Below are 25,571 nucleotides of genomic sequence, written 5' to 3' on the forward strand. Positions count from 1 at the left end.
CTACACGCCATACCTATCGTTTATGCAGATGGCGCGCGACCACCTGCAGACCGAGCTCGTAGCGCCCGTTCATGGCAGCTAATGCACACTTCAACGTTAACTCGGCGATTCGGTCGTAATCCTGCAGCGCTGAGTTGACCGGCTGGGGAAGAAAATCCAGTAGTCGGTGATCGCCAAAAGTTGCCAGGCGCATCGTGTCCGGCAAACCGCCACGCTCCAAGAATTCGTCAAAAACCCCTTCCAGCAGTGTGTAAGAAGCGGTGACCAGCGCATCAGCACCACCTTGTTTATCCAGCAACTGAGCCGCTAAGCTTGCCCCTTCGCTACGCTCGTAGCGCGTGCCGCTTAAAATAAGCGGCTCAATATCAGTGCCTTTAAGTGCCGCCTGAAAACCCGCCCGACGCTCACTGCTAATCGACAAATCCGGCATCGCTTCCAGCCACGCAATGCGTTTGGTTGCCTTATCAATCACTGAGCGAGTCAACACCTCTGCCGCTTCGCAGTCATTACTCACTACGCTGGAAAAAAGCGTTGGGTCCAAGCCGCGGTCCATGCCCACCACACACCAACCCTCGGCGACCAAGTCCGCATAAAAAGTATCGTTGCTGGGCAAACAGCTGGCAGTGATCAGCACTTCACAGCGCTGGGCTCGCAGCGCCAAGGCGAGGGTACGTTCGCTTTCTGCACAGTCATCAGAACTGACAATCAGCAACTGATAGCCCTGCTCCCGCGCGCCACGTTCCAGGCGTTTAGCCAGCCGGGCATAACTGATGTTCTCCAAATCCGGCACAATAAGGCCCAGCAAGCGGCTCGCCCCACGGCGTAGCGCTGCCGCCTGCGGATCAATGTGATAGCGATGCTGGCGAACCACCGTCATTACTTTTTCAATCGTTGCCGCGCTAATGCGCCGCTGCTCGGCTTGGCCATTGATCACGTAGCTAGCGGTCGTACGCGAGACGCCGGCTAGCCGGGCAATATCGGCAAGTGTCATTCAGGTCCCCCTTGGTGTAACCGAGCAGTTTATCAGCAAGTCAGCGCATATCAGACCAAAGTCTAAAAACACAAACCTTGTGTCATTCAGTGAATCGATTCAGCATAGCATTAAAATAAGGTGAACCGATTCACCCAGCTTCCTTATGGCTCTCAATGATCAGTTTATGTACACGCCTCTGTCTTGCTACGAATTTACAGAGCTGTCAGCAGAATGCGTATACAGGAGAATACTATGTTGACTCTCGGCACCGATGACATTTTGCTGGACCGCCATGCTGATAGCTGGCAAACAGCGCTAGACTTAGCCGCTGAAGCGCTGGTAGACGCCGGATTCGTTGAGGCCGAGTACCGCGATGGTCTGCACGCGCGTGAAGCCCAGTCATCAACGTTTTTAGGCAATGCCATTGCGATTCCGCACGGCACGCCAGAAAGCCGCCAACATGTAAAACGTACTGGCGTGCGCGTGCTGCAGTTTCCTCAAGGCGTGAAGTGGCACGATGGCCAGCAGGTACATGTGTTGGTGACCATTGCGGCTCAAAACGATGAACACCTGGATATTCTGCGCCAGCTCACTCACGTACTGGATCGCGAAGGCGTTTCCGAGCAGTTGGCCAGCGCCAGTTCCGCTGCTGAGGTAGCGCGACTGCTTTCCAAACCAGCATTAGCACCGCGCCTGGATACCGACACCCTGTGCGTCAACTTTCCTGCTCGTGACCCGCAAGAGCTGGCCCTGGCTGCCGCTGCCCGCTTACGCCAAAGCGGCTGTGTCGATAACAGTTTTATTACCGCCGTCGCCGCAGCACAGCCGACCTGGTTAGGCAAAGGGCTGTGGCTGGCCAGCAGTGCTCAGGGCGTTAACCAGCCCGCGCTAGGCGTTGCCACACCGGCAGAGCACACTCTAGAAAGCGCTGGCCACCCGGTACATGCTCTCTTCTGTTTAGCCGCCCACGGCGATGCCCACCGTCCGTTGCTAGAGCAATTGATGGCGGTGCTAGAAAGTGGAGAAAGCGACAATTTGGTGGGCAAAACCAGCGCGCAGCTACTGGCCACTCTGGCGGGCGAAACCGCAAATACCCAAACCCGTCGTGTACGCGTGCTCAACCCCCATGGCTTGCACGCCCGCCCCGCTAAACAGTTAGTACAAATTGCACGCGCTCAGGCCATGTCAATTAATGTGCGCTTAGAAGAAGGCAGTGCCACACCGGTATCGGCGGCCAGTTTGACCAAAGTGATTGGTCTTGGCGCACGACGTGGCCAGTGGCTGGTACTTTCTGCCGAAGGCGACGGTGCGCAGCAAGCGCTGGAGAATGTGGCGGAAATAATTGAGGCGGGCCTGGGCGAAAAAGTGACTCCCTTTGAAGGTGGACGCGACACGGCCCCAGCGAACGCTGACCTAACAGGCATTGCGCCTGAGGCCGAGGTAATTCCGCTGAGTGCGGATACGCCGCATGCTGGCATCGCGGCATCGCCTGGGTTAGCGATCGCACCGGTGTTCGTCATTCGCCCAATGCAGTTTAATTATCCGCAGCATGCCGATGACACCGAGCAGCAGCTGATTCGCTTGAATCATGCCATCAAGGAGGGCGGGGCCCAGCTACAGGCGCTGGTGCGCAATGCACCAGGCGGCGAAGTGGCCGATATTCTCTCGATGCACGAAGAGATGCTCGCCGACCCAGAGCTTCACCACGCTGCTACGGATGCTATCCGTGAAGGACGTACGGCGGAAGCGGGCTGGTGGGAGGCAATTGAAACCGCTGCCCATGCTCAGGAAATGCTTGCCGACCGTCTACTGGCCGAACGTGCCGCCGACTTACGCGATGTAGGCCGCCGGGTGCTTGGGGTACTCTGCGATGTCACGCTGCCCGAACCGCCGGATCACCCTTACATTCTGGTCATGGACGATATCGGTCCTTCCGATGTAGCTCGACTGGATACATCACGTGTCCGCGGCCTGCTGACCGTTCGCGGTGGCGCCACAGCACACAGCGCTATTCTGGCCCGCGCATTGGGTATTCCCGCCGTGGTGGGCGCGGGTAAATCGGTAATGGCGCTTAATAACGCCAGCATGATGATTCTGGACGGCGAGCGTGGCCGGGTAACATCACAGCCTTCAGAACAGAGGCTACAGCGCGCCGAGCAGCAACTCCTCGATCATCAGCAACGCGAAGCCGATGCCTGGGAAAGCCGCTTTGAAGTAGCGCAGACACGCGATGGCCACCGTGTCGAAGTCGCCGCCAACCTGGGCAATACTGCCCACGCCGCCGATGCGGTAGAGCGCGGCGCCGAGGGCGTTGGCCTGCTGCGTACCGAATTCCTATTTATGGCCCACGCCAGCGCGCCGGATTTAGCCACCCAGATTAGTGAGTACCGGCAGGCAATTGACGCACTCAATGGACGCCCGCTGGTCGCGCGCACATTAGATGTCGGTGGTGATAAGCCCCTGCCCTACTGGCCAGTGCCCCAGGAAGACAATCCTTTCCTCGGCCTGCGCGGCATTCGTTTAGCGCTGACGCAACCCGACGTACTAGAAACTCAGCTACGCGCCCTGTTAATGGCTGGCACGAATCAGCCTTTGCGAATTATGCTGCCGATGGTCAAAGATATTGCCGAGTTCCGTGCGGTCAAAGACATTTATGACCGCCTACTGCAAGAGCTCCCTACGTCTCAACGCGCCACTGATGTGCAGTTGGGGGTGATGATTGAAATACCCTCTAGCGCGCTGCTAGCACCCAGCCTTGCCGCCGAAGTCGATTTTTTCTCAATCGGCACCAACGACTTGACCCAGTACACATTAGCAATTGATCGCGGTCACCCGGAGCTTTCCGCTCAAGCTGATGGGTTACACCCCGCAGTGCTGCGTTTAATCCAAATGACCGTGGCCGCAGCGCATAGCCAAGGTAAGTGGGTCGGTGTGTGCGGCGAGCTAGCGTCCGACGCCATGGCTATTCCCGTGCTGGTGGGGCTGGGTGTCGACGAGCTTTCGGTCAGCGCCCGGCAAATTCCCTTGGTCAAGGCCCGCCTGCGCGAGTTTGATTTCGCCGACGCCCAGGCCAGCGCGCAGCTAGCGCTTTCCCAAGCGACCAGCGATGCCGTGCGCGATGTCTTGGAGGCTCACTAATGGCCCGTGTGCTATGCATTACCCTAAACCCGGCGCTGGATCTCGCCTTTAATCTTGATGTGCTCGTGCCAGGAAGCGTGAACCGCCCCACCAGCGCGCAGTTAGAAGCAGCGGGGAAAGGCGTTAACGTCGCCCGCGTACTGGCAGGCCTTGGTCACGCCGTCACCGTCAGCGGTTTTTTAGGTGCCGATAACGGCGCTCCCTTCGAGCTGGCATTTGCCAAGTACTCCTTAACCGACGCCTTTGTACGCGTGCCGGGGGAAACCCGCATTAATGCCAAAATTGCTGAACAGAGCGGTCGCGTTACCGATATTAACGGCCCCGGCATGCCCATTGACGCCACGCATTTGCAGGCGCTGATCGATACGCTGAATACCGAGCTTGCCAGCGCGACGCCACCTCAGGCGGTGGTCGTCGCAGGTAGCCTGCCCCCTGGGCTATCGCTGGACGATTTCAGCGAGCTGTTAAGCTATTTAAACGCTAGCGGCGTGCCGCTTTGGGTGGATACCAGCGGCGCGGCACTCAATGCGGCGATAGCGACTCAACCCGCTGGCGTTAAACCCAATGAAAACGAACTGGCAGCGTGGGCGGGTGCAGACATGATGTCTTCCGATGCGCGCTTAACTGCTGCTAAGCGCTTGCATGAAAGCGGCATCGCCAATGCGCTGATTTCAGCGGGTGCCGAAGGGGTATTGTGGGTTAACGCGCACGGTGCCTGGCAAGCCACCCCACCCAAGGTTACCGCGAAGAATACCGTTTGCGCTGGCGATACCTTTGTCGCGGGCATGCTCCACGGCTTACTGAATCAGCACGCCCCGGAACAAACGCTGCGCTTTGCCACCGCGCTCTCGGCCGAGGCCGTCCGCCACGTTGGCGTGGGCACCCCCCTCGCTGCCGATTTCGATTCACTCCAACAACACACCCGGATACGGCGTCTTGATGACACCATCACCGAGGGAGCCACGCTATGAATATTATTCTGATTACCGCCTGCCCCAGCGGCATGGCAACCACCTTCCTCGCCGCCAAGCGCCTGGAGCAAGCTGCCCAGCGCCAAGGCTGGGTGGCACACGTGGAAATGCACGGTGAAGTGGCCCCGCTCCAGGCCGCTACTGCCGAGCAGATTGCTAACGCCGATTTGATCGTAGTTGCCGCCGATCACGTGCCTGCCCCGGAACGCTTCGAAGGCAAACGCCTATTCCAAGCGCCGATTGCCAGCGCCCTACCCGACCCCAGCGACTTTCTGGCCCAGGCCAAGCGCGAGGCGCCCATTTACAGCGCCCCCAAAGCCGCCAGTGCGCCAGCCTCCACTAGCGCGGCGAACGGTAAAAAAATAGTTGCGGTCACCGCTTGTCCTACCGGTGTGGCGCATACCTTTATGGCCGCCGAAGCACTCGCAGAGGCAGGCAAAGCCATGGGCCACGCCATACGGGTGGAAACCCAAGGCTCGGTGGGCGCGCAAGATAAATTGACCGAAGAAGAGATCGCCGACGCCGATGTGGTCGTACTGGCCTGCGATATCGATGTTGATCCGTCGCGGTTTGCCGACAAGCGGATCTACCGCACCTCGACCGGCAACGCGCTAAAAAAGCCGCGTCCCACGCTTGAAGCGGCGCTCAGCGAGGCCGTCATTGAGAACGGCAGCAGTAATGCAGGCACAGCGAATAAGAGTGTCAAAGAAAAAGGCGTTTATAAGCACCTGCTCACCGGCGTTTCCTTTATGCTGCCGATGGTCGTGGCGGGCGGCCTGCTGATTGCGCTCTCCTTTGTGTTTGGCATTGAAGCCTTTGAGCAGGAAGGCACGCTAGCCGCAGCGCTGATGCAGATCGGTGGTGGCACCGCCTTTGCGCTAATGATTCCGGTACTGGCAGGCTATATCGCCTACTCTATCGCCGACCGTCCCGGTATCGCCCCGGGTATGATAGGCGGCATGCTGGCGTCTAATATTGGCTCCGGCTTTATCGGCGGTATATTGGCTGGTTTCCTCGCGGGCTATGTGGCGCTGGCGGTTACTCGCTACGTCAAGCTGCCCTCCAGTATTGAATCGCTCAAACCGATTCTGATCATTCCGCTGATCGCCAGTTTGGTCACCGGCCTGACCATGATTTACGTGATTGGCGAACCGGTCGCAGCGCTGCTTAATGCCCTGACCAGTTTCCTGGAATCCATGGGTTCTACCAACGCGATACTGCTAGGTATTCTGCTTGGCGCAATGATGTGCTTTGACCTGGGTGGCCCTGTCAACAAGGCAGCTTACACCTTTGGTGTGGGCCTGCTCGCATCGGAAACCTACGGCCCCATGGCGGCGATTATGGCAGCGGGAATGGTGCCTGCCATTGGCATGGGCATCGCCAGCTTTGTCGCGCGCAACAAGTTTTCGGCACCGGAGCGGGAAGCGGGCAAAGCCTCTTTTGTACTGGGCCTGTGTTTTATCAGTGAAGGCGCGATTCCCTTTGCGGCGAAAGACCCGCTACGCGTTATCCCCGCCTGTATCGCAGGGGGTGCCCTCACCGGCGCTCTCTCAATGCTGGTAGGTGCTAAACTGATGGCGCCTCACGGCGGTATCTTTGTGCTACTGATCCCCAACGCCATTACTCCGGCACTGCTCTACCTTGGCGCTATTGTGGCTGGTTCGTTGGTGACGGGGTTAGGCTATGCGTTTATCAAACGTGATGCGGCACAGGTAGCACTCGCCACCTAACCGCTGCTACCAAAAAGTGAGGGCAGGCGAACATGCCTGCCCTTTTAAATACGTCGCTTTACGCATTTAATACCTTTTCACGTCACTTATACCCTCTACTCTTTATCATTTTTTATGTAGTATTTTTACATAACGCCACTTTTGTATTTGATTACCACGTTCACTTATAACAAACGGATCGCCCTATGTTTCAGCTCACTCGTAGTGTTACCTGGCAGGCGCTTGACCGCCTGCGCGACAAGACCGCTAACGATCGCATTCGTGATTACTTCACCAATGATCCGCAGCGTTTTGAGAAAATGAGCTTACGGGTGGGCGGTCTGTTTCTTGACTACTCCAAGCACCATGTCTCCGATGAAGTGCTTACCAAGCTGATTGAGCTAGCCGACCACTCCGCATTGGTACAGCGCCGGGCACAGATGTTCTCCGGCGATATTATCAACGTGACGGAAAACCGCCCGGTACTGCATACCGCCCTGCGCCACTTGGGCGAAGAACCGGTCTATGTAGACGGCGAAGACGTCATGCCGGAGATCACCCGCACCCGCGAGCAGATAAAGCTATTCTCGGAAGCGGTGCGCAGCGGCGAGTGGAAAGGCTACAGCGGCAAACGCATTAAAGACGTGGTCAATATCGGCATTGGCGGCTCGGATCTTGGCCCCAATATGGCGGTGCGTGCGCTGCTCAAATACCGCCACCCAGAGCTACATTTCCACTTCGTCTCCAACGTGGACGGCACACATATTCAGAAGGTGCTCTCGCGCCTTGATCCAGCCACTACGCTGTTTATCGTCTCTACCAAAACCTTCTCTACCCAAGAGACGCTGCTCAACGCCAAAACCGCGCGGCGCTGGTTCCTGGAGAACGCTGGCGACGATGCCGACGTGGGTGCGCACTTTATTGCCGCCTCTACCAACCGCAAAGCGGCGATGGAATTCGGTATTCGCGAAGAGAACGTATTTGAATTCTGGGCCTGGGTGGGCGGCCGCTACTCCATGTGGTCGTCCATCGGGCTGCCGATTGCGCTTTCGATCGGTTTTGAAGGCTTTATCGAGCTGCTGGAAGGCGCTCATGAAATGGATAACCATTTCATCAACGCGCCCTTCTCGCAAAATATGCCGGTGCTGATGGCGCTGATTGGTATTTGGTACATCAATTTTATTGGTGCCGAAACCCAGGCCATCGTGCCCTACGATCAAGCGCTGAACCAACTGCCTTCGTTCTTGCAGCAGCTGGATATGGAGTCTAACGGTAAGTCGGTGGATATTTTCGGCCACCCGGTAAACTATAAAACCGGCCCAATTGTGTGGGGGCAAACCGGCTCCAACGGCCAGCACGCCTTCTTCCAACTGCTGCACCAGGGCACCCGCTACGTGCCGATTGATTTTATTGCCTCGCTCAAGCCCGAGCCCGGCGTCGAAGACCACCACTTCGCTCTACTAACTAACATGCTCGCCCAGGCCAATGCCTTTATGGAAGGCAGCCAAGGAGACAGCAAAGAGCTCAGCCAGCACGACCCCTACAGCTGCCCAGGCAACCGCCCTTCTAGCACCCTTTTGCTTGACGAGCTAACGCCAAAAAACCTGGGTGCGCTGATCGCGCTCTACGAGCACAAGGTGTTTGTTCAAGGCGTCATCTGGAACATCAACTCATTTGACCAGTGGGGCGTACAGCTCGGCAAGCGCATCGCCGGTGAAATCAGCGAACGCATCGATACCAACGCCGCCGATTTCGACGCCTCCACCCAAGGCCTGCTGGAATTGGTTCGTGCTCACTTCCCTAATGGCGGCAGCGGCGAAAAGGAAAGCGTACCGACCAGTGCCGAGAAGAAGCCATCACGGAAGAAGTGTTGAACGGATAGATTGGTAAAGGGGTAGAAATAGGTAGAAGAACGAACGCCTTGGTTTAAGAAAACCAAGGCGTTTTTAGCATCTGATATACGTTCGCCTCAGCAAAGTGTGGAAGAGGCACCACGTGAGGTGATGAAGAGGCCGGAACGCTAACGCCTCCGTCAAACTCCCAAATATGGCCGCGGCTATAATATTTATTATCAACATAGGCTGAACGGACTGGCCAACCGGGTTGCTGCCCGCTCTGTAGGAAAATTAGGCCTCTCTGCGTGTAGGTTCGCTGACATGCAAGAACTTGCTATATAGGTCGCGAGGCGGGGAAACTGAAATTGATTTCAGTATCTCGCCGACGTTGCCACGGTGATAGCCACCGTGAGTGATGACATGAAGAAGAATCTCTTCTCGGCTCATTCGCCCTGCATCGCCGTCGGTAAACGTGAAAGACAAGGCTTCAAACTGTGCTGAATCAGTAAGCTCGGCTACGTAGTTTACGTACCAAGCATCTGTTACGTTCACATCTTCCTGCAATTGGTTGAGTAATGGGGTATCTCTCGTGTTTGTTGCATCGAACAAGCACGGTTCTCCGCTAAGATGTGAACGAAAAATTCGATCCACGACATAAATATGGTTGAGCGTACGGACACAGCTGTGCAACTGCTCGGCCCGATTTGGTGGCAATGTTGACAGGAGCTTAAACAGCTCAGAATTGGCCCATGCTTTGTAAGCGAAGAGCGATTGCAAGGTAGAGAGGGACATAGCGCTTCCTTTTGATATTGAGAGCCTAAAGAGATCGTAGAAGAACCCAATGTCGTGCTAACTCTGCCGCCAGCTGTTTTGATTCTCTGGTCGTAGCTATCCTCTTCGCTCTCTACCTGTTACTGAACTTCTTGCCATTTAGCTTTAAGCTCGTCAGGCGCGGGCGGCTCATGGTCAGAACCTACAATCATTACATACCCGAGCGAAATTTGCCCTCGTTTCAGCGACTCTTCCTTTCCTGCGTTAGATCATTGGATGCCCCAATACATAATATGTTGAGGCCCTGCAGCCCCACCCAGGTAGTGCTCACCTGTCTCATGAAAGCCCGCCTTTTGGTAACAGGTGTATGCCGCTGGGTTCTTACAGTTCACCGTTAGGTAGATTTGGGAGTAGTTCGCATAGTTTTCTTTTAGGTAGGGAAACAGCGCTTTTACCGCCGAAGTTCCGAATCCTCTGCCCTGCTGCCTGGCGTCAATGAGAAACGTGCGCAAGCCTATGCTGCCTTCAGTGCAAAAGCCATAGTCATCAGCGTAGGCTATATCGATTTTGAAGCATCCTACCACCTGATCATTGTGTTTAATCACATGTAGATGGGTGGTCTCATTTTTATCAACGAGAAACTCTTTAGCGGTTCCCACAAACTTCTGTTGATCATCGTATACTGTGATATTGCCCACCTCAGTGGCATCCGAAGCATTCAGTTTTTCTAGCTTGATCATCGAATTATCACGGCTTTACAGGGGGTTTCAGAACGCTCATTTGCACTTTCTTTCGCTAGCTCAATAACCGCATGCCCCAACTGAACCAAGGTGGCGAAATTGGGTGTCGTTTGTGGCTTTAGGGAACGATAGGCACTGGTACGGCTTTTGATACCTGCTTTGGCAATGACTTGGCTATGCCCAAACTGCTCCACATAAGAGCGAATGGCAGCCTGCAGAATGTCGGGGCGTCCTTCCTGCATAGAGTCCCAAGAAGCTTGCTTAATAACGTCCTCCATTTCCTGCACGTTGAAGCTAAAAGCTGCTGTTTTTTGCACGCCTTTTGTCACTGCGCGTAGGGTGCTCGCAGAAAGCTCATTACCGCTCCAGTTGAGTGCCCCATCTGCAGTCAGTGAGAACTTTTGGAAGTTTTTGATCCCAGAAAAAGGAGCTTTGCTAAAATATGCTGACAAATCAGCAATCCCCTGGAAACCATCGCTAAAAATTAGCGCTAGTTTATATGGCTCAATAAAATCGACATCAATGATCTTTAGCATACGTCACCTAACTTACCTGGGTTTTCACCATTTGCTGCTTTTTGCCACATATCCATGAGCTGCTTACGATGCTCAGCAATATGATTTTCAGCCCGCTTACGTTGTTTATTGGGTAAATAGCCTTCTAGGCATTCACCGGATTCGATAGCGACGATCAACTCGAAATTGCCGTACTTAACGTGTAAATGAGGTAGCTTGTGCTGCTTGTTATCAAAAAAATACATACAAAATGAAAGCCCTAGCAGAGCATCAATCTCTGGCATGAACACCTCTTGAATGACACCCTAAAAACAGAATAGCACCGTATCTTAGAAGAGACAAAATAATCATCATCCTTCCACCTCATCTGGAATCAGCGCCAGCAAATCGGTAACGCCAGTATTTATACCGTCTTACTTGAGCAGGCCTGCCTTGCGCCTTTAACTAAACGCCATATACTGTATATATAGCCATGTACGTTTATACAAGTCAGAGGTGGCAAATGCCGACTCCCGATCAAGCAACAAGTGTTTCAGCCGTTCGTAAAGGACGCGGGGCAACGTACGACCCGCACAATCGTTTTGCGCCTACCAATAGCGTGGCAGAAGATGATGGCTGGTGGCGGGAAGAGGCATCTACGACCATTGCCACCGAGGTGCGCGAGGAAGTGAGCAAAAGCGCACTGTCGTGGAATAAATCGCCGGATTTACCCTTTGACCGCTCGCTAAATCCTTATCGCGGCTGTGAGCATGGCTGCGTTTATTGCTTTGCTCGCCCTTCCCACGCTTACTGGGATTTATCGCCCGGGCTGGATTTTGAAACCAAATTAATTGCTCGTAGCGGTTTAGTGGAGCGACTATCCGAAGAACTCTGCCACCCCAACTATGTATGCCGACCGATCAATCTTTCTGGCAACACCGACTGCTACCAGCCGTTAGAGGCTACCTACCAAACTACCCGTCGTTTATTGGAATTGCTGCTGGAGTGTCGCCACCCGGTGACGCTGGTGACTAAAAGCACCTTGGTGCTTCGCGATTTAGAACTGCTGGCGGAGATGGCCGAGCATCGATTGGTGCGAGTATTTGTCAGTTTGACCAGCCTGGACGCTAACTTAAAACGTACTTTAGAGCCCCGGGCGGCGTCGCCTCAGGCGCGCTTGCGGACCATCCGTGAACTCAATACGGCGGGTGTGCCGGTAGGAACACTGATTTCACCGGTGATTCCAGGGCTGACCGATCATGAAATTGAAAAGCTGTTGGAAGCCGCCAGCCGTGCAGGAGCGAGAACCGCCGCCTGGATGCTGCTTCGCTTACCCTATGAAGTGGCACCGCTATTTGAAGCCTGGTTAGAAGCTCACTACCCAGAGCGTGCGGCGAAAGTGATGAGCCTAATGCGTCAGTGCCGTGGCGGTAAGGCGTACGATGCCAAGTTTGGTAAGCGCTTTCGCGGTGAAGGAGTATTTGCCGATTTAATTGCACAACGCTTTGCCCGCGCCAGCCGCCAGTGGAACATGCAGGATCGCACTGAACAGGGCTTGAACACACGCGATTTCCGGCCACCACGCGCGCAGGGAGATTTATTCCTTTAAGCTAAGCCGCAACGTTAATGCATTTGCTACAAAGGAATCCGAATGACCGTGCTTAGCAAAACAAAATCAAGCTTTTACCGACGTTTATATGTTGCTCATTTGATCGAAAAAGGTGTTACCAGCGTGCCCGCATTAATCGAAGCCACCGGCATGCCGCGGCGTACCGCCCAGGACACAATTGCATCCCTTGCCGAGTTGGATATTGAGTGCGTGTTCACTAAAGATGACGGCGAACGCCATAATATTGGCCGCTACCAGATACGCGACTGGGGAGCGATTGATCCACGCTGGGTGGCTACCCATGCCGAACGGCTTAAACAGGCGCTTGGCTATGCTATTTAGTTAATCATTCTCATCCGGCTCGGCCCAGGCCAGCCGTGCAGCATTGAGGGTCACCGTCAGCGAGCTTGCTGCCATGGCGAGTACCGCTACTAGCGGGGGTATCGCCATCAGCACCACCAACCCCAAGGCTAAAGTATTGTAGAGCGCCGAAAAGAACAGATTCTGCACCATGATGCGCCGAGTGCGCTTGGCAATACCAAGTAATCGCACCACACCACTTATGCCGGGCGTCATTAGCTGAGCAGAAGCGCCTTCCCGGGCGGCCTCGCTGGCACTCAGTGGCGCAATACCGACATCAGCTGCGGCCAAGCTCAACGTATCATTCAAGCCGTCGCCCACGAAGAGAGTTGGCGATGGCAGCGCCTGCAACAGCCGCGCTTTGGCTTCAGGCGAGCGTTGGGCATAGCAAGCGTCTCGCGTAAGCCCTACCTGCTCACCCAACCAGCTAACGGCCCCCTGCCGGTCGCCGCTGATCATCGCGACCACATAACCTGACTCAAGGAGGCGCTTTACGCTAGTTGCAGCATCAGCCACGGGTTGATCGGTGAGATAGAACGTAGCCAGCCAGCCCGCTTTGTCAGCCAACATCACCTGAGAAGCAAACGCCATCGCGGGGTCTTCTGCTTGGGATGGCAACACAATCTGCTGTCGATTTAGCCAATTAGCACTGCCTAGCGTTAGCCACTCGCCGCTATTTAACCGTACACGGCGCCCTTCCCCAGGCGATTCATTTACTCCTATATTTTGCTCAGGGTTTTGCCCGGGGTTTTGCTCAGGGTGCTGATCACGTTGATCGCTCGACCAGCGTGCTAACGCGTGGGCTAATGGATGTTCACTTCCAGCAACGGCAGCGCTGAGCTTTTGTTGCAATGCATGCTCATCAATACCCGCCCTGGCCTGCCAATGCAGCACGGAATGGCTACCGGTGGTTAATGTACCGGTTTTATCCAGTGCTACCGAGCGAATACGCGCCAAGGTTTCAAGCGCTGCCGGGTCGCGTAGCGCAATACCTTGCTGCATAGCTTGGCCGCTGCCGGCAAGACTTGCCAGCGGCACGGCAAGCCCGACGGCGCAGGGGCAGGCGACTACCAATACAGAAAGTGCCCGCACGAATGCCTCTTCCCAGCCCAGCCCAAATAGCAGCGCAGCGGGCAGCGCCAGCAGCGCAAGCAACAATGCTAGTGGGCTTAGCCAGGCAGCAAACCGGTCAGCAAGTTTTTGAAGCTCACCTTTTTTAGCCTGATAGCGGCGCATTTCATCACATAGCCGATCCAGCCGACGCTTGCCCACCTCTGCGCTTACCTGCATGACGACAGGCGTTACGCCAAGATAACGGCAGCCCGCGTATACCTTCTGCCCTGCATTAAAATAGCGCGGTAGGCTTTCGCCGGTCAGGGAGGCGGTATCGATCCAACCGGGTGCTTCGAGGGTGCCATCCAGCGTCAACAGCTCTCCCGGTGCCAACTCTACATGCATTCCAGCGCTTACTTCCCCGACCGGGAGTGATTGAAAAGTGTCGTTTTGCCAAACGCTTACGTTGTCATCTGGGAGTGCCAGGGCATCCAGCGCTTTTAACCCACGATGGCGACATAGTGTTTCCACCAGCCGCCCCACCAGCAATAGCACAATCAGCATGACCGCTGTATCAAAATAGACTTCAGAGGAGCCACGCCATAAAAGCACAACAGAGACAATTACCGCGCCAAACACGCCAAGGCTGATCAGCACATCCATACCGGGACGCTTGGCAATCAGGGTACGCCATCCAGCGCGGTAAAAAGGGAGGCCTGCAAACAACACAACGGGAAGTGAAAAAGCCCCCGACACCCAGGCGACTATTAGCTCAACCTGCTCACTGGGCAACGCGCCAACGTATATTAATAGTGAGGCAAGCATGGCCCACATGCCGAACAACGCCCCCACCATCAACCTCAAGGTTAAATAGCGGCTCTCCTCTTCTAGGCGCGCATGGGCATCGGCCACCGGCTCAAGTTCACTAAGCCGATAACCCAAACGTTTAACTTTTGAGGCGAGTACTGAGAGCTGGGTTGCGGCAGGCGTGCCATTGATGCAAAGCGTAGCACTAGGATAGTGCACGCTTACCTCGTGAATCCCATCAAGCCGATTGAGGGAACCCTCCACGGCGAGAGCGCAACTGGTGCACCACATACCGTGGAGAGTATAGAGCTGTTCGGCGTTGGCTTGTGTCACGCCACTTACAGGCAAGGCGGTATGCCAACAATCGGCATCGCTGCAAAGACAACGCCTAGCGTAGAGAAAAAATATAGGCCAGTGGAGAGCCAAGCATTAAAGCGTAGTCTCCCCTGGTGGCGTTTAGTTACTTGCCAACATCCCCACGTAAGCCACGCCAATAGAGCAGCTGCCAGCAAGCTAATAACCAGTAGAGTGGCGTTAATCAACGTGAACACGCCCTGCTCTGGTTCGGGAAGCGCCACTTCACAGGCCAGGGCATGTCCGCCGTAAACGGTTACGAACCAACCGCTCCAAAGCGTTAAACCGATAATGAAATGAATCGGATGGGTAAAATGTAGACGTTCCATCGTGGCTCTCATTGGGCTTAGCCTCCTATTACGCGTGGCAACACGGCAAGCGAGCCCACAATGATCCAAAACGTTACCACGCTATAACGCCACCACTGTGCAATCACCACAGGCTCGAATGGGGCGTGGGCGCCGACATAACCGTAGCCTACTCGTAGGCCCTGCAATAGGGTCAGTATGGCACCTAGCCCACCGTGCAGAAGCACATAAGCCAGCCCCACCATAATCACCGCATCGTGAGTAGTCTCAGTGACAGCGAGATTGGCGTTAAACAGTACCCACAGTGTGATGGCTACCTGCACAAAGCCAAGTGCACTAATGCTATACATACCCACTGCTAGCCCTGCATCGTGCTGCCGGCGCAAACCACGCACAAGCTTTTCCAATAATCCTGCGCCAGCGGTCAACGCCAATCCAGCGACGATTAGACCCACCAATGAGAGTGGTGATGTCTCAGGCATTCGCCATTCAGGCGAGACCGTCCAAAGGTAGAACCAGCCAAAAAGATAGGAAAGGAAAAACGAGCCATTCGCGAGCAGCGCAATCGCCATGGCCCACAGGCCCGGGCCATCCATCGTCCGCGAATGTAATGGTGGGTCGCCTGGCTCTACCCGTGCATCCGGCGCAGCGTTAGGGTGCGCGCCATTTTCCCATGACCAGCGCAGTAGAAAGATCACCGCCACCACCACGGCGACACCCGCCAATGGATAAAGACGGGTTAGCAAACTTAAACACACCACAGCCAGCGCCAACGCGGCGAACAGCGGCCACCAGGAGTTACCAGGTAGGTGAATGATTTCACGCAGTTTGCCAGTGATGGGGTCAGTTCCCCACATTTCGCGTCGGCCATGAGTGGCTATCGCTAGCCCATGCCGGCCTTCCATCATAGTACGCGGCAAGTCTGGGCTATCCCATAGCGGATGGCGTGTTTCGACGGTTGGTAAGCTGACAAAATTATAGGGAAGAGGGGGCATGTTATTAGCCCATTCTAATGAGTCTGAGTTCCAAGGGTTATGTTTCGCAGGTTTACCAAAACGGAAGTGCAGCGCAATATCCAGCAGTACCATGGCAATACCCACAGACGTAATGAAGCCCCCGACTGAGGAGATGAGGTTAAAGATTTCCCAACCTGTTCCGGCTTCATAGGTGTACACGCGGCGCGGCATACCCAATAGGCCGGTCCAGTGCATAACGAGGAAGGTGGTATTAAAGCCGATAAAAACGAGCCAGAAGCCCCATTTGCCTATGGTTTCTGACGGCATACGCCCCGAAAACAAGGGCAACCAATAGTACAGCCCGGCGATCAGCGGAAAGAACATACCCCCCACCAGAACGTAGTGCATATGCGCCACCACAAAGTGGGTATCGTGCACCTGCCAGTCAAACGGCACCAGGGCGAGCATAACGCCAGTTAAGCCACCGCATACAAAAATGACCAAGAAACCTACGATCCACAGCATCGGCAGTTTCATTTTAGGCTTACCCAACCACAGCGTCGCCAGCCATACAAATACTTGAATACCCGTGGGAATGGCGACCATCATGCTCGCCGCTGAAAAGAACGCTAGCGATAACTGGGGAATGCCCACCGTAAACATGTGGTGAACCCACAAACCAAAGCTGATAAACCCAGTAGTAAGAATGGCGAAGACAGCCCAGCCATAGCCAACAATTGGACGACCTGCGAAGACCGGGATTAATGTGGAAACAATACCCGCCCCCGGTAGGAAAATAATGTACACCTCAGGATGGCCAAACAACCAAAACAGGTGCTGCCAAAGAATGGGGTCACCACCGCCGGCGACGTCGAAAAAAGGCATTCCCACTGCTCGTTCAAGCTCTAATAAGACGCTGCCTAAAATTAACGGCGGAAAGCCGACCACAATCATCATCGCCATGGCGAGGATATACCACGCAAATAGCGGCATTTTGTGCAGTGCCATGCCTTGAGTACGCGTACGCAGTATGGAAACCACGAGTTCAACCCCGGCAGAGAGCGCCGAGATTTCGACAAAGGTGATACCCAGCAGCCAGAAATCCGAGCCCAAACCAGGCGAGTACTCACTGCTGCTCAGTGGCGTATACATAAACCAGCCACTGTCAGGCGCCATTTCCAGCACTAAACTGAAGGTGAGAATGATGCCGCCAAACAAGTAACACCAATAGCCGAGCGCTGTCAGACGGGGGCAGACTAGATCGCGTGCGCCGATCATCTTGGGAATCATGTAAATCGCTAACCCTTCGAGGATCGGGATAGCAAATAGAAACATCATCACCGTGCCATGCATGGTGGTGACTTGGTTATAAATATCGGGCGACATGAAGTCTTGATCGGGCAGTGCCAACTGAGAACGTATCAGCATGGCCAACATGCCACCAAACAAGAAAAACACCATCCCGGTCACCATAAACCGCAGGCCAAGGGTGGTGTGGTTTACGATAGTTAGCGCTTTCAGACCACGCGGGTTGCCCCATATTTCATTTAAACGCTCGTGTAGGCGCTGCGGGTCTTCGGGTAGCTCACCCACTGGAGTCGTTTCATAGTTAATATTGGTCATGGGGTTAGCGTCTCCAACCATGCACCCAGGGACTCCAAGGTAGCCGGATCAATATCGTAGTGAGGAGGCATTTTATTGCCAGGTTTAAGCGCTTGATGCTGTTTAAGCCATGTACTCACCGCCCCTTCTTCCATAGCGATGACACCGGCGCCTAGACTTGCTCGACTACCAAGATCAGAAAGAACTGGCCCTTCTCCTCCGGTTGAAAGCCCCGCTACCCGATGGCAGCTCGCGCAATGACTCATAAATGCCTCCCTGGCAAATTCATGCTGTTGGTCGTTTACCGCTAACGACGACAGCTCATCCGTTTGGCGTGCTGCCAACCACGCTTCATACTCATCGCGTTCAACGGCTTCTACATAAAGGTGCATTTGAGCATGCTGAGTACCACAGAATTCTGCACACTGCGCACCAAATATCGCAGGCACATCCGCTTCTAAGCGAATTTTGTTGACATGCCCAGGCACCATATCGATCTTGCCGCCCAACCGCGGTACCCAGAAGGAATGGATCACATCGGCACCGGTAACATGAAAATCTACGGGCTCACCCGCTGGCATGATAAGTTGATTGGCGGTAACCACTTCGCCACCTTCCGCGCCCGGGTAGCGCACCTCCCACCACCATTGGTGGCCGATCACTTCTATCACTTCCGGCGGCTCTCCCAATGGCAGCGTTAACATACGCTGCCCCGTCGGCACGCCGAAGGTTAACAGCGCTATGATACTGGCTACTGGAAGTATAATTCCGCCGCCAACAATCCAACGACGCGCTATTCGACGCTCCTCCACGGGTGTTCGCGTCACCTCCTTACGCTTAAACGTATAAAGCCAAAAGAGGGTAACCATCCCTAAAACCACGGTGCTAAAGCCCAACATCACCCACCAGACCATCGCTATATCTCGCGCTGCCTGGCCTGCCGGGTCTAGAATAGATTTATCACCTGCGCACCCTGTTAGCAGCAATCCAACTAATAGGGCGAACGCTACACGCAGCCGGTTGACCCACTGCTTGGTTAAGCGTTGAATACTGATTAAACGGTGAGTCATCAGCCTCATCCTTGAATTCCTTTTTCTGCCCACAGGAAGTGACCATGGCAAAACCTCGTCCACTCTCGATCATCAGCCGCGCCTCTATCGCTGGCCACCCGCTTCATCCATTGATGATTCATTTCCCCGTCGCCGCATTGTTGGCACTGGTGGCCAGTGACATTGGTTTTTGGCTGAGTGGTGATCCCTTTTGGATGCGCGCCAGTTTGTGGCTGGCAGGCGTGGGCGCTTTTGGCGGCTGGATAGCCAGTACAGCGGGTATTGTCGACCTGACAACCGTGCCGCGTATCCGTCGCCTGGTTACCGGCTGGAGCCATGCCATCGTAGCGGTCGTAATGCTCTCGTTGGCGTCGCTGAACTGGCTGTTGCGCTTCAACGATCCCAGCGCCATTCTGCCTTGGGGAATGGCAGTATCGCTGTTGACTGCCGTCTTGATCTCGGTGGCTGGCCTGTTGGGTGGTCAGTTGGTTTATGAACATGCCGTCGGCGTCGACATCGACGACTGAGCTAAACAAGTCTGGGCTAAATAGGTTAAATTTCATCGTGGTTAGCTCCAATCCAGCGGTTTTGCTAACACGAATATTAAAACGCTTAAAATTCCCGCCAACGCAACGCATAGCGCTGCCCAGTTGGCGGCTTTTATCCAACGATAATGCCCCTTCTCCACACGCAGAATTAGCCAACCAAAACAGCCGTGAGCCGCCACCATGGCCACCACTGAACCCAGCTTTATTATTAGCCAGCCGCCCAATATGCCATAAACGAGAAACAGCAGCGTACCCGAAGCAATTGACACCAAGGCGGCAGGGGTAGCAACAGAGTTATAGAAAAACCGCGGAATCGGCGGTGTGCCCTGAGCAAAACCAGAATCTTTGCGTAGTTGCAGCGCTTGACTCAGCAAGGCGGGCAGATAAAGCAGCGAACCGCACCAGATCACTAGCGCGGCAATGTGAAGCAGTTTAAGCCAGGGCATCGGGGCTTCCTTGCATTGCTTAAGGCGGCATAATTCCTGTCCTAACCTTAGTCAAAACGCCGCACTCTGGCTAGCCGTTTAACTCACCTGGACCTCGTAACCTGTGAATTTGCGGAGGTTAATAACGCCGCTATCAAGCAATAAATATTGCCCTTTTACGCCTAGCAGCACGCCTTCCACCAGCGGTTGTTTATCGAAGTTATGTGACACCACTTTTTTGGGGAAGACGCTGACAGGATAGTAAAAATGTTGCGCTGGACTATCCAGTAGGCGAATGGCATCCGCTCCATGGGTCTCGCGCAGTTGACGCAATCCATCCGCTAACAAACTCAGCAAGCGGTCACGCTCGGCAATTAAATCCAGTGCTTCTACTTCACCTTTCAGCATGGTACGCCAGTTGGTGCGATCAGCTACTTGCTCTTTAAACAGCATTTCGACGAAGCCGGACTGTTGACGTGTATTCACTTCAAGGATTGGCAGCGCCTGAATGGCGCCTTGGTCCAGCCAACGGGTAGGCATTTGAGTTTTGCGGGTAATGCCTATTTTCAAACCAGAGGAGTTGGCCAAATAAACAATATGGGGCTGAAAACAGTGCTTTTCGCCCCACTCCGGCTCACGGCAGGTGCCCTGGAAAAAGTGGCAAGTTTCCGGCTTCATAATGCAGGTGTCGCACTGGGCTAGCCGCTTGAAGCATGGATAACAGTGTCCCTGAGCAAAGCTTTTTTTCGTCGCGCGTCCGCAATGAGTACAGGCAATAGCGCCTGTCCAACGCAAGCTAAGTGGCTCACCGATACGTTCATTAAGTGCAATGCGGTGCTCGCCAGCACGCAAATGGTAGACCACCTGCTCATCTTGGCGGCTAGGCAACGCAGCCGCCATTTTGCTTAAACACCCTTGTACTGCCGCTTCAATCACGCGTGGCATCCCGAGCCAAGCCCGCCATTTCAGGCGTCACACCAGCGCCGCTGGCAGCCGCTCCGCAGGTACGCTGCTCCAAGTACCCGACGCGGTTCTCTTCCGGCACGTTATTCTCAGCTTCATAGCGCATCACGGCTTCCAAACAGAGCTCGGTCTGTTCAGGCGTTAAGCGGCGTCCATCGGGCCATTTGCGTAGCGATACCGCTTGTTTAAGGCTCTCATAGATCGCCGGGGTCATCTGGTTAATCATTTTTTCAAACGTCATTTCGCTCATTGCCAGCCTCTTAACGATTTTTCAAACGGCGTGATGAATAATACCAGCCTGTGACAAGCCCCACGAGTAGCCCTCCCAAATGGGCTTCATTAGCGACGTTACCAAAGCCAACACTGCCCGCCATATCCGTCATGGTGAACACCATCCACCCCAGCATAAACACCACCAGCATTTGCGGTACAAAAAAACCACTTTGGGGTACTCGCCGTGACATCAACCAAACGTGCGCCAGCAAGGCGTAAACCACGCCGGACATACCGCCGAATAGCACGGTACCGGTCAGGTACTGAGCGACATTCGCGCCGATACCGGCCAAGAAAAGCAGCAATAGCATGGTACGGCTGCCCTGCAGCGCCTCAATCTGACGTCCGAAGTACCACACCCACATCAAGTTGAATATTAAATGCATCCAGCCAAAATGTAGAAACGCAGGTGACAGCAAACGCCACACTTGCCCTGACGAGAGCGTTTGTATCAAATTGCCGAACACCAGTTCGCCACTTGAAATGCCGATTGGCACGATGGTCAAGGTTACGATCAACTGGTCGCCAAACACCCCAATCAATGCAAACACCATCAAGCTAATCGCAATCATCAGTGCCGTCACCGGCACTTGTTTCAGTGAGGCCCAAGAGCTAGTCATGTTATGAGCTCGCTTAGCAGACTGCTGAAGCTTTAGGGGCTCACCCCGCCGCCACTGTTCTACCAATGCTTTAAGCTCTTCGTATTGGCGTGGGTCAGCGATCCATAACAGCTGGCCATCGGCCTCGTCGGTAATGCGGTGACCAATTCGATGGCGCCAAAGCGCTTGGCGCAGTTCGCTTGTATCCGCATGGTCGGGCAAAAGCATCACTGGATGCATAACATCTCTCTAAACAAAGCGCTAACGGTACGCTCTCCGCAGCGGGTAAGAATTGAGTGCAATGATAGCTACCAACAAACAGGCAAAAAAAACCGGCGGTGGGGACCGCCGGAGAATAAAAGCAAGGGATCATTCAAGGGAACACTTACTCTGATAGCCGACGGCAGGGTTAGTTCAGCCGATTTGCAAAAATAATGTAACGGAACGTAACCTAAAGGAAGAAACGTTAATCAAAGTCGATTTCCCAGGACCTAGGCAGCGCCCTCTCTTCTTTCGGCACCTTAATCCAAACAAAGTGGTCAGCGTTTAATGTGGCTTCTCCGTTCCACCGATAAGCGACTAAACGCCCATATTTAACCGCACTATAGTCTAAACAAGCGATATTGCGGGCAGGTAATGCCGGTATCCCCTCGCACCAATAATGGCCAATAAATAGCGGCGGCTGGTCCGGCCCATAATAACTCAACTGCTGGCGTTCTTCGTTTGAAAGCGCATGTGTCTCAAGATCGCCGGGCAAATTATCGGGCTGGAAGACTACATCACCCCACTGCTGTGGATCTTTGGCCCAGAAATGGGCGCGAAAGCTTTTTCGCGTAAATCCATCACCAGAATGTATCGCAATCCCTTCAGGCAGTGATACGTGGGGCCCACGGGTGAGCCGATCCAAAATCTTATACGCCTGTGTACCTGGTTTAGTGGACTCGACCAAAAACGAGGTATCCATGCATTGGTCTGGGCGCCGCTGCTTAAATTCATCAATCAACGCCTGATCCCAGCACGCATGCACCACCCGGATACCATCTATTTCAAGGCAGAGCGGTATGGTTTTAAACCAAGCCAACGTATCTTCCCACTCGTTGGTGTAATCGCGATACTGCTCCAAGGTGTCTTGAATAATTCGATTATGTCGAGGTGTATGTTCGCGTAACCAGCGTTTGTGGCTACCTGGGGGCCCAGGGTGGGTGTAGGCCAAAGCGTTATATTCATGGTTACCCATCACAATATACGCCTCGCCCTGCTCCACCATTCGCTTGGCAATATTGACCGCCAGGCGGATACGCGGCCCACGATCAATTAAATCTCCGAGAAAAATCACTTTGCGGCGAGGGTGGCGATATACGCCACTGCGCTGGTGGTAACCCAGTTTTTCGAGTAAGGCAGCTAGCGTAGCGCCACAGCCGTGGACATCACCAATCAGGTCATATCCTTCCATACTTAATCCCCCAGCCGATGGCTCCAACCTAACTTGCTACGTAGTACTTCGTAGAAATTATGTCCGATGGGGTGCGCCAGTTGGACACGCTCAGGTTTGCGTGTGATCACCAACACGTCGTTGGGCTTCGCCACCGCCCGCGTTTGCCCATCGCAGCTAATATGCGGATAGGTTTGGTTGGTTTCGCCAATGTGAATACGAATTTCACTAGCGGCATCAATGACAATTGGCCGACTCGAAAGCGTATGAGGAAACATCGGCACCAGCGTTACCACATCGAGTTTGGGGTGCATAATGGGCCCGCCACCCGAGAGTGCATAAGCCGTGGAACCCGTGGGTGTGGCGGCAATCAAGCCATCGCTGCGCTGGCTGTAAACAAACTGACCATCAATAAACAGCTCAAACTCAATCATGCGAACCGCTTTGCCCGGGTGCAATACCACTTCATTTAAAGCATCGCCATTCCCTACCGCGACACCATTGCGGTAAAGCACCGCGTCAAGCAAAAAGCGCTGTTCGATCTCAAATTCACCTGCGAGCACTTCGGCCACGCGAGTTTCCAGCTCATCTGGGGAGATGTCGGTGAGAAAACCCAAGCGACCCCGGTTAACTCCCAAAATGAGTGTCCCGCTTCGGCAAAGCGTACGCGCTGCGCCCAATAAGCTGCCATCGCCGCCGACCACAATGACCAAATCGCACAGCTCCCCCAGCATGCGACGGCTAGCCTCCGGTTGGCCATGGTGCGGTAAAGCAGTCGCGGTGCGGTCTTCTACCAACACCGAGTACTCATGGGTAACAAGGTAGGTGACTAGACGTTGCAGAGAGTCGAGTACTTTGTCACTGCCTAGCCGACCAATCAGCCCTATGGTTTTAAAGGGTCTGCTTGGCCGGCCGCCGGAGGGCGACATAGCGTCTGGTGATAAAGGGTTGCTCATGGGCCGACTCTCGCTAGCATAAGCCGCCATTATGGAGACACGTCAGCTATCGGGCAAATAGGCTTAACTAACGGCCGCTTGACGACGCTGGCTCCACCAATGGTTTAGCCATAGCGATGCCACGATGATGAGAGCGCCCAACAGCAGACGAGGAATGTCCGCATCCCGGTTCCAAATGACCAGGTTAACGATGAGACCTGCTGGCACCAGCGCATTGTTCATAATCGCCAACGTACCCGCATCCACTTTAGTGGCACCCTGGTTCCAAGCGAAGTAACCCACGCCAGAAGCGACTAATCCCAACCAAGCCAACACACCCCACTGCAATGAGGTGGTGGGTAATGCTGCGCTATTGCCGAATAATAAATAAGCAGGCAACGCCACTATCATCGCGCCAATAAAGAACCAACCAAAAACGTTATGCCAAGCCAAGCTGGGGGGTAAATCGGCCGCTAAGCGACGGTAGCCCACCTGTCCAATGGCGAAACAGAGGTTAGCGCCTTGCACAACAAGAAAACCTGCCCAAAAACCGCTATCAACGCCGTCATAGCGAATAACCCCCGCCCCGACGACAGCAAGCAGTGCCGTTACAATATAAATAGGGGTAAAGCGCCCAAACAACAGATCATCTAGCAGGGCGATATAGATAGGCGTAAAGATGGTAAACAGCAGTACTTCAGGTACCGATAGCAGCAGAAAGGATTGATAAAAGAAGGTGTACATCACCCCCAGCTGAATGGCGCCCAAGCCCATTAGCGCGAGCCTTTGTTTACCACGAAGAAGGCTGGGGCGAAGAAACGGCAAAAACACCAGCATGGCAAGCGTTACCCGCAGAAGCACCGCAAAGTAGCTGTCAACCTGGCCCGCCAGATAAACCCCTATCAGCGAAAAGGAGAATGCCCAGAGTGCTGTGACAGCAATCAGATAACCCATTGTAAACCTCGGCGCATGAATTAGTTTACGCGGATTATACGCACATGGGAGAAGCTGCCAAGCAGTAAACGCAAGCAACAACCTTTGACTAACGTTGCTGCAACCACCAAATCGCATAAACAACACCGGGCAGCCAACCCGCCAGCATTAACAATACCGCGATACCCACACGCTTTGATCCGCCCTGTGTTAAGCCGACTGAGAGGGGTGGCAAAAATACCGCCAGGGCATAGTAGGCAAACTTCAAGGCTGCGGGCTCTGGTACTGCTTGTTCCTCCTGGCTTGCTAGTGTCGTTTCGGATGGCACGGTCGGTGGCGCTCCCTGCTCTGCTTTAGGTGGTGGTGTAAAATGCTCCACGTCGCTAGCGGGTTCCTTCGCCGTTTTTGCTGCACGCTCCTGGGCTAGACGATGGGCTTCTTTATCAATTTTCTGCTCTAGGGTTTCAGCCCCTTCTGCCAAGTCATCGTGATGGCGCTCCCAGTCTTCCCAATCGTGAGGCGTACCCGATTTAGGCCGCTGATGTCCAGAGCCCCGGGCTCGTTCCCAGGCTTTCTCTTCCAATGTATTGGGTCGATCGGGATCGCGGTCATTACCTACCCCTTTACGGTTCAAGTATTCACGTGCATCCATGGAAAGCTCCTTTATGCGTTAATTAATAGACAACGCGTGCATTAGAAAATTAACGGCTTAGAAAATTCAGTATTTATAGCCC

The 25,571-nt window shown here is 54.3% G+C and carries 24 protein-coding genes; 7 read left to right on the forward strand and 17 right to left on the reverse strand.

Annotated elements, in window-relative coordinates:
• Positions 1 to 13 precede the first annotated feature (13 nt).
• The gene (cra, locus tag ACW44H_RS11700; protein ID WP_113270813.1) at positions 14 to 991 is read right to left on the reverse strand and encodes a catabolite repressor/activator; all 978 of its coding nucleotides are present in this window, start codon (positions 989 to 991) and stop codon (positions 14 to 16) included.
• Between the two features lie 234 nt (positions 992 to 1,225).
• Between cra and ptsP the strand changes: the two genes are divergently transcribed.
• The 4 genes from ptsP to pgi all read left to right on the forward strand — a co-directional run bounded on the left by ptsP (position 1,226) and on the right by pgi (position 8,665).
• Positions 1,226 to 4,111, forward strand: coding sequence for a phosphoenolpyruvate--protein phosphotransferase (gene ptsP, locus ACW44H_RS11705; protein ID WP_113270814.1), 2,886 nt, complete (start codon positions 1,226 to 1,228; stop codon positions 4,109 to 4,111).
• Positions 4,111 to 5,082: a 1-phosphofructokinase gene (gene pfkB / locus ACW44H_RS11710; protein WP_113270815.1), complete on the forward strand. Its 972-nt coding sequence runs from the start codon at positions 4,111 to 4,113 to the stop codon at positions 5,080 to 5,082. Before ptsP ends, pfkB begins: the two co-directional genes overlap by 1 nt.
• A complete protein-coding gene (locus ACW44H_RS11715) occupies positions 5,079 to 6,812 on the forward strand; it encodes a PTS fructose-like transporter subunit IIB (RefSeq protein WP_113270816.1) in 1,734 nt (577 codons plus the stop codon). The genes pfkB and ACW44H_RS11715 overlap by 4 nt, the downstream gene beginning before the upstream one ends.
• Positions 6,813 to 6,997: 185 nt before the next feature.
• Positions 6,998 to 8,665 carry a glucose-6-phosphate isomerase gene (gene pgi / locus ACW44H_RS11720; protein WP_113270817.1) on the forward strand — a complete coding sequence of 556 codons (1,668 nt, stop codon included), beginning with the start codon at positions 6,998 to 7,000 and terminating at the stop codon, positions 8,663 to 8,665.
• A 252-nt stretch (positions 8,666 to 8,917) separates the two neighbouring features.
• On the opposite strand, the gene ACW44H_RS11725 is transcribed toward pgi, so the two are convergent.
• The 4 genes from ACW44H_RS11725 to dhiT form a co-directional block, all read right to left on the reverse strand.
• Positions 8,918 to 9,418 (reverse strand): DinB family protein, encoded by a 501-nt coding sequence (locus ACW44H_RS11725; protein ID WP_113270818.1) that lies wholly within the window; start codon positions 9,416 to 9,418, stop codon positions 8,918 to 8,920.
• Positions 9,419 to 9,666: 248 nt separating this feature from the next.
• Positions 9,667 to 10,137: a GNAT family N-acetyltransferase gene (locus tag ACW44H_RS11730; RefSeq protein ID WP_113270819.1), complete on the reverse strand. Its 471-nt coding sequence runs from the start codon at positions 10,135 to 10,137 to the stop codon at positions 9,667 to 9,669.
• Complete coding sequence (dhiA, locus tag ACW44H_RS11735; RefSeq protein WP_113270820.1) at positions 10,134 to 10,673, reverse strand: type II toxin-antitoxin system antitoxin DhiA; 540 nt, start codon at positions 10,671 to 10,673, stop codon at positions 10,134 to 10,136. Before dhiA ends, ACW44H_RS11730 begins: the two co-directional genes overlap by 4 nt.
• Positions 10,667 to 10,936 (reverse strand): type II toxin-antitoxin system toxin DhiT, encoded by a 270-nt coding sequence (dhiT, locus tag ACW44H_RS11740; protein ID WP_167408833.1) that lies wholly within the window; start codon positions 10,934 to 10,936, stop codon positions 10,667 to 10,669. Before dhiT ends, dhiA begins: the two co-directional genes overlap by 7 nt.
• A 218-nt stretch (positions 10,937 to 11,154) precedes the next feature.
• Between dhiT and ACW44H_RS11745 the strand changes: the two genes are divergently transcribed.
• Both ACW44H_RS11745 and ACW44H_RS11750 read left to right on the forward strand, forming a co-directional pair.
• Positions 11,155 to 12,240: a PA0069 family radical SAM protein gene (locus ACW44H_RS11745; protein WP_113270822.1), complete on the forward strand. Its 1,086-nt coding sequence runs from the start codon at positions 11,155 to 11,157 to the stop codon at positions 12,238 to 12,240.
• Between the two features lie 42 nt (positions 12,241 to 12,282).
• Positions 12,283 to 12,582, forward strand: a complete 300-nt coding sequence (locus ACW44H_RS11750) for a winged helix-turn-helix domain-containing protein (RefSeq protein WP_113270823.1) — start codon at positions 12,283 to 12,285, stop codon at positions 12,580 to 12,582.
• On the opposite strand, the gene ACW44H_RS11755 is transcribed toward ACW44H_RS11750, so the two are convergent.
• Genes ACW44H_RS11755 through coxB form a run of 4 tightly spaced genes read right to left on the reverse strand, consistent with a single transcriptional unit; the run spans position 12,583 to position 18,750 of the window.
• Positions 12,583 to 14,751: a heavy metal translocating P-type ATPase gene (locus ACW44H_RS11755; protein ID WP_457509019.1), complete on the reverse strand. Its 2,169-nt coding sequence runs from the start codon at positions 14,749 to 14,751 to the stop codon at positions 12,583 to 12,585.
• Between the two features lie 47 nt (positions 14,752 to 14,798).
• On the reverse strand, positions 14,799 to 15,143 hold the full coding sequence (locus ACW44H_RS11760) for a hypothetical protein (RefSeq protein WP_241524653.1): 345 nt from the start codon (positions 15,141 to 15,143) through the stop codon (positions 14,799 to 14,801).
• 17 nt (positions 15,144 to 15,160) lie between these two features.
• Positions 15,161 to 17,701 (reverse strand): cytochrome c oxidase subunit I, encoded by a 2,541-nt coding sequence (gene ctaD / locus ACW44H_RS11765; RefSeq protein WP_457504645.1) that lies wholly within the window; start codon positions 17,699 to 17,701, stop codon positions 15,161 to 15,163.
• A complete protein-coding gene (gene coxB / locus ACW44H_RS11770) occupies positions 17,698 to 18,750 on the reverse strand; it encodes a cytochrome c oxidase subunit II (protein ID WP_457504646.1) in 1,053 nt (350 codons plus the stop codon). Before coxB ends, ctaD begins: the two co-directional genes overlap by 4 nt.
• Before the next feature lie 44 nt (positions 18,751 to 18,794).
• On the opposite strand from coxB, the gene ACW44H_RS11775 reads away from it, so the two are divergent.
• Positions 18,795 to 19,256 carry a DUF2231 domain-containing protein gene (locus ACW44H_RS11775; protein WP_457504647.1) on the forward strand — a complete coding sequence of 154 codons (462 nt, stop codon included), beginning with the start codon at positions 18,795 to 18,797 and terminating at the stop codon, positions 19,254 to 19,256.
• 41 nt (positions 19,257 to 19,297) lie between these two features.
• Here the strand turns inward: ACW44H_RS11775 and ACW44H_RS11780 are convergent, their stop codons facing one another.
• From ACW44H_RS11780 to ACW44H_RS11815, 8 genes are all read right to left on the reverse strand, one after another.
• Positions 19,298 to 19,723 carry a CopD family protein gene (locus ACW44H_RS11780; RefSeq protein WP_113270827.1) on the reverse strand — a complete coding sequence of 142 codons (426 nt, stop codon included), beginning with the start codon at positions 19,721 to 19,723 and terminating at the stop codon, positions 19,298 to 19,300.
• 78 nt (positions 19,724 to 19,801) lie between these two features.
• Positions 19,802 to 20,647: a DUF2797 domain-containing protein gene (locus ACW44H_RS11785; RefSeq protein ID WP_457504649.1), complete on the reverse strand. Its 846-nt coding sequence runs from the start codon at positions 20,645 to 20,647 to the stop codon at positions 19,802 to 19,804.
• Positions 20,631 to 20,915 (reverse strand): YeaC family protein, encoded by a 285-nt coding sequence (locus ACW44H_RS11790; RefSeq protein WP_113270829.1) that lies wholly within the window; start codon positions 20,913 to 20,915, stop codon positions 20,631 to 20,633. The genes ACW44H_RS11785 and ACW44H_RS11790 overlap by 17 nt, the downstream gene beginning before the upstream one ends.
• A 10-nt stretch (positions 20,916 to 20,925) precedes the next feature.
• Positions 20,926 to 21,777, reverse strand: a complete 852-nt coding sequence (locus tag ACW44H_RS11795) for a rhomboid family intramembrane serine protease (protein ID WP_113270830.1) — start codon at positions 21,775 to 21,777, stop codon at positions 20,926 to 20,928.
• Positions 21,778 to 22,003: 226 nt separating this feature from the next.
• Complete coding sequence (locus tag ACW44H_RS11800; RefSeq protein ID WP_113270831.1) at positions 22,004 to 22,990, reverse strand: metallophosphoesterase; 987 nt, start codon at positions 22,988 to 22,990, stop codon at positions 22,004 to 22,006.
• 2 nt (positions 22,991 to 22,992) lie between these two features.
• A complete protein-coding gene (locus ACW44H_RS11805) occupies positions 22,993 to 23,925 on the reverse strand; it encodes an NAD(+) kinase (protein ID WP_457504651.1) in 933 nt (310 codons plus the stop codon).
• Positions 23,926 to 23,988: 63 nt separating this feature from the next.
• Positions 23,989 to 24,858, reverse strand: a complete 870-nt coding sequence (locus tag ACW44H_RS11810) for a carboxylate/amino acid/amine transporter (protein WP_457504652.1) — start codon at positions 24,856 to 24,858, stop codon at positions 23,989 to 23,991.
• Positions 24,859 to 24,946: 88 nt separating this feature from the next.
• Positions 24,947 to 25,489 (reverse strand): YqaE/Pmp3 family membrane protein, encoded by a 543-nt coding sequence (locus ACW44H_RS11815; RefSeq protein WP_457504653.1) that lies wholly within the window; start codon positions 25,487 to 25,489, stop codon positions 24,947 to 24,949.
• Positions 25,490 to 25,571 lie beyond the last annotated feature (82 nt).

The sequence above is a fragment of the Vreelandella sulfidaeris Esulfide1 genome, assembly GCF_054072535.1.